The organism is Prosthecobacter sp. (assembly GCF_029946185.1).
Classification (GTDB): Bacteria; Verrucomicrobiota; Verrucomicrobiia; order Verrucomicrobiales; family Verrucomicrobiaceae; genus Prosthecobacter.
In genome coordinates this window covers 1-5,106 of record NZ_JAQSEA010000087.1, presented here as the reverse complement: position 1 = coordinate 5,106, position 5,106 = coordinate 1, and the positions used below count along the sequence as shown (strand labels likewise).

General features: G+C 58.9%; 3 protein-coding genes. 1 reads left to right on the top strand and 2 read right to left on the bottom strand.

Annotation, left to right across the window (positions count from 1 at the left end; genetic code table 11):
- Positions 1-861 precede the first annotated feature (861 nt).
- Positions 862-1,968: a hypothetical protein gene (locus PSV43_RS06885; RefSeq protein WP_300194876.1), complete on the bottom strand. Its 1,107-nt coding sequence runs from the start codon at positions 1,966-1,968 to the stop codon at positions 862-864.
- A gap of 759 nt (positions 1,969-2,727) precedes the next feature.
- Positions 2,728-3,606 carry an FKBP-type peptidyl-prolyl cis-trans isomerase gene (locus PSV43_RS06880; RefSeq protein WP_300194874.1) on the bottom strand — a complete coding sequence of 293 codons (879 nt, stop codon included), beginning with the start codon at positions 3,604-3,606 and terminating at the stop codon, positions 2,728-2,730.
- Positions 3,607-3,732: 126 nt separating this feature from the next.
- Between PSV43_RS06880 and ilvC the strand changes: the two genes are divergently transcribed.
- Positions 3,733-4,761 carry a ketol-acid reductoisomerase gene (gene ilvC / locus PSV43_RS06875; RefSeq protein ID WP_300194872.1) on the top strand — a complete coding sequence of 343 codons (1,029 nt, stop codon included), beginning with the start codon at positions 3,733-3,735 and terminating at the stop codon, positions 4,759-4,761.
- Positions 4,762-5,106 lie beyond the last annotated feature (345 nt).

Below are 5,106 nucleotides of genomic sequence, written 5' to 3'. Positions count from 1 at the left end.
AGAGAAACAGACCTGGTTTCAATGGATCGTGGTATGACCTCCTCATACCCGCCATCTCGGAAATGAGTTTTGCGAATCGCTATATCCTTAGAATTGTTTGCGGGTAGCCGAGTGAGAGTGCTTCGCTACACCTCCCGACTTTGGGGAATGTCGAGTCGTGGTGATTGCCTCGCGTTCACAGACGGGCGGGCTGTCGCCACACCCATCCTACATTCAGCTTTCGCGCAAGGATGCGCTGGGCTTATCGCGGCGCAGCAAAATGGCGATTTCGTGAAAGTCTCAGACCATGATGCGTTGAAAACGGGTCTGTTTTCTCGTGCTGAGAATCTTCTCGGGGAGAGCGTCATGTGATGGCGGAGCCAAGGTGTGGCGGGGCTGGTTGCAGACGCTGCTGGTGGGCGTGGGATGCGGCGGAGCGCCCCATCTTCGCACTCCGTGCTACGAAGGGCAGGCTGGATTTGCTTTCCGGATTGTGGGTGGGGGGACCCAGGGAAGCACTCGCTAAAGCTTCCTCCTTCGCTCAAGCTACGGAGGACGAGCTGGCATCCCTGGGCTGGACTACGCAGCCCATTCAGGGCTGGTGTGTGGCGGGACGAAGCGACGAAGGAACGCAAAAGGCCCTTGCTAAGCGCTATGGATTCAGACCCTTTTCAGCGGTGCGTGGTATAGCGGTTCGCAAAACTCATTTCCGTTTAGCGGGCTGTTTCTTATCCCAGATCATGGGCTTCCTTCTTCGCTCTCCTGCGTCGTGCTACGAAGGACAGGTCGACGACGGCTGGCTGAGGACAGCCAGCCCTAGTGCGCTGGGCAGGCGCGTGGCCATGCGCCGCTATCCGGAAATCAGTTTTGGAAAACGCTATATCAGACCTTTAGGAAAATCTGGCGGCGGTGCAGCCATTGGGCGGTGGCTAGCATGAGGGCGAAGGTCATGGCGGCGGGGAGCCAGTCGTAAGGCGGTGGGGGTGTGGTGACGAGTCTTTCGGTGATGAGGCGAAAGAAGCCGAAGCCTGAGAATAGATAGAGAGCGATGGGATTGGCGCCTACCCAGAGGAAGGGGGAGAGGCCGCGACGCCAACCGAGGACATCGACGATGCTGTAGAAGAGTGCGAGAAGGAGGGCGCTCCAACCGGCGGCGACGAGGACGAAGCTGGAGGTCCAGAGTTTTTTGATGACGGGGAAGTATGGATGCCAAGCCCAGCCGAGGACTAGCATGAGGAGGCCTGCGGCGATGAGGCCGGCCGCTTTGCGGAGAGGGGATGCAGAGCCTGTGAGCCATTTTCCTGCCAGAAGGCCGAGGAGTGCGGTGGCGATGGCGGGGAGGGTGCTGAGGAGGCCTTCGGGGTCGTGGTCGCCGTCGTACTTGCGGCCTGGGAGCCAGATGCTGTCGAGGTGGTTGGTGAGGTTCATGCCTTCGGCATAGTTGCCTGTGCCGACGCCGGGTACGGGGACGAAGCGCAGCAGGAGAAAGTAGCCGATGAGGAGGGTGGCTGCGGCGATGGTCAATCCGCGTGCGCGCAGCTCCAATGAGAGCAAGCCTGCGGCTGCTGAAGCGATGCCGATGCGCTGGAGGACGCCGAGCCAGCGGATTTGATCCCAGCCGTTCTTGACGCCGCCGGAGTAGATGATGCCGAGTGTCACTAGGATGGCCGCGCGGGCGAGGAGGTGACGGATGGTGGCGCTGCGGCCGTCCCGTGCCATGCGCCGGGGAGTCGCGATGGCGAGGGAGACGCCTGCGAGAAAGAGGAAGAGGGGGAAGATGAGATCGAAGAAGCGGAAGCCTGCCCAGTCTGCGTGATCGAACTGGAGTGCGATGGTAGAGACGATGGGGGATGTGGGGAAGGCGCTCTTTAGAATCTGTTCGGTTAGTGTTGCGAGGCCGAGGATCCAGCACATGTCGAAACCACGGAGGGCATCGAGGGAGAGGAGCCGTGCCGAGGGTGCTGGGGGCGGATGTGGGGAGGGGGACATAGTGAGGTGAATAGCAGGGATCAAAACGGAGTGGACATCGCAAATGATCAGAGACTTGAATGGCACGCAGTTAAGGACGTTGATTGCAGGCTTCGAGTTGTGGATTCTGTCTGAGCGCTGCAGATCTGCGGCGGGGCTCATTGAGGACGCTACTGGAGGTCGTGGCATGTGGCGGAGTGCTGGGTTTGCTTTCCGGTCATGATGCGTGGAACCCAGGGGAGCACTCGCTAGAGCCTGAGCTTTACCCACAAAGTACTGGGCTATTGACCGGTGTGAGAGATGCATGTGATCCTTGTTTGAATCGTGGGTGCTTGAGGGCGCATGGCTGCTGCGAGGTGGCGGTGAGACGCTGCTGGAGTGCGCGGTGTGCGGCGAAAGCGCTGGATTTGCTTTCCGGATTTGTTTGCACCGGGTACCAGGGTAGCTTCGCTAAGGCTCGGCAACCCTTCGCTATGGTGCAGAAGGCCGTTGGCCTTCAAGGCGAAGAAGGTGAGTCCGGGATATGCTGGCCTTCAAGGCGAAGAGGTCAGTCTGTGATAAGCATGCTCTCCATGACATCGCGCAGTGAGCAAAGCTGACTTGTGGGTAAAGGTCAGCGCTAGAACTCGGCACCCCAGGCTGTATTACGCAGCTCCGTTGGAGCTGGTGTATGGCGGAGGGAAGTGGCGGAAGATGGTATCAGGTGAGAATGAGTTTTGGGCCATGAAAAAGGGCAGGTCCGAAGACCTGCCCTGAATGATTTGATGGTGAAGTGAGCGATTACTTCACGATGCCAAGGAGTTCGACTTCGAAGACGAGGGGGACGCCTGGGCCAATGCCGCCGCTTGGGCTGCCGGCGTCGCCATAGGCGAGGGCGGAGGGGATGACGAGCTTCCACTTGGAGCCGACGGGCATGAGCTGGAGGGCTTCGGTCCAGCCTTTGATGACTTCCTGTAGACCGAAGGAGGCTGGCATGCCGCGCTCGACGGAGCTGTCGAAGACGGTTCCGTTCACGAGGGTGCCGTGGTAGTGAACGCTGACGGTGTCTGTGATGGCGGGCTTGGGTCCGGTGCCTGCCTTGAGGACTTCATACTGGAGGCCGCTCTTGGTGGTGGTGACTTCTTTGCGCTTGCCGTTGGTGGCGAGAAATTTGACGCCCTCTTCCTTGCCGGCTTCCATTTTTTGCTTCGCGGCGGCCTGCTCAGCCCGCTGTTCCGGGGTCATGTTGGCTTCAGCCTTGGCTTTCATGAAGATCTCGAAGGAGGCCATGGCCGCAGTGAGTTCTTCTTCGGTGTAGGCGGGCTTGCCAGAGCCGGGCTCCACGGTCTGGGTGATGCCGGCAATCAGCTTGTCGATGTCAATCGGGATGCCTTCGCTGGCGAACTGCTGGCCGAGGCCGGTGCCCATGGAGTAGCTGGAGCTTTTCTTGGAGGTGAGAGCGTCCTTGATGCCTTCGGCGAATTCTTTGAGGTCAATCTTCTCCTGCTGACGCTGGATGGAAGCACCGACATTTTTTCCGATGAAGTAGCTGACTTTGTCCATGGGTAGGGCGGGGGCAGCGGGAGTTTCAGCCGGCTGTGCGGGTTTGACTTCCTGAGCGGGGGTGAGGGTTGCAGCCGTAAGCGCGGCGCAAAGCAGTGCGGTGGTGGGTTTCATCATATTGGAGGCGAGAAGACTACTCAATGCCTAGAGGTGGTCAATGACAGGCTTGAGGGGGTGGGAAAAACCCGGTTGACCCCGCCCCCCCATTGAAGCACTGTCGCCGCCCTTCAAACCAGAACTAATATGCCCGCGAAAATCTATACTGAAAAAGACGCCAGCCTTGCACCGCTCAAAGGCAAGACCTGTGCTGTGATCGGCTTCGGCTCCCAAGGCCATGCCCACGCCCTGAACCTCAAAGAGAGCGGCGTCAATGTGATCATCGGCCTCTACCCAGGCAGCAAGAGCCGTGCAGTGGCTGAAGAAAAGGGCCTCAAGGTCTATGACACCGCAGAAGCCGTGAAGAAAGCTGACGTGATCTTCGTCGCTGTGCCGGACACGAAAATCGCTGATGTTTTCGACAAGGACATCAAGCCACATCTGACGAAGGGCAAGACCCTGCTGTTCAGCCACGGCTTCGCCATTCACTTCAAGACGATCACTGTTCCTACGGACGTGAACGTGATCATGGTCGCGCCGAAAGGCCCGGGCCACATCGTGCGCCGTCAATACACGGAAGGCAAAGGCGTCCCGGCGCTGATCGCCATCTATCAGAACGCTGACAAGCAGGCGAAGAAGATCGCTCTTGCCTGGGCGCACGGCATCGGCGGCACCCGTGGTGGTGTCCTCGAAACGACTTTCAAGGAAGAAACCGAAACGGATCTCTTCGGCGAGCAGACCGTGCTTTGCGGTGGCGCAAGCGCGCTGGTGCAGGCTGGCTTTGAAGTGCTGGTGGAAGCTGGCTACGCTCCTGAGATGGCCTACTTCGAGTGCTTGCACGAATTGAAGCTGATCGTCGATCTGATGAACGAGTCCGGCATCGCTGGCATGCGTTTCTCGATCTCCGAAACCGCCAAGTGGGGCGACGTGAAGGTCGGTCCGAAAATCATCGACAAGTCGGTGAAGAAGCGGATGAAGGAAGCCCTCAAGGACATTCAGTCCGGCAAGTTTGCCAAGGAGTGGATCCGCGAGACGAAGACGGGCTACAAGAAGTTCGACAAGCTGCTCAAGGACGGCGAGAAGCACCCGATCGAGAAGACCGGTGCACGTCTCCGCAGCCTGATGCCGTGGATCAAGAAGCGCGACATCAAGGGCCAGCAGGCGAGCTACTCGTAAGAGTGGTCAAGGCAGTCAAGGCGGCGGAGCCGTCAAGATTGTCAAAAAGTTACGAAGAGCGCGGACTGGAAACGGTCCGCGCTTTTTTGTGCTCATACCGTGATTGATTGAAAACGAGTCTATTCGCTATCGTGCAATGAGGAGGCGCAGATGGCCTGAGGGTATTGTGTGAATTGTGGGTTCTTGGAAGCACACGGATGCAGCGGGATGACGAGGAGGACTCTGCAGGGGGAGCACGGCGTGCAGCGAAAGCACGGGGTATGCTGCCCGGATTTGTCTGCGGCACCCATGTCGCCTCGCTGAGGCTCGGCTGACCCTTGTATATTCATTTCCGTTATCATTGAC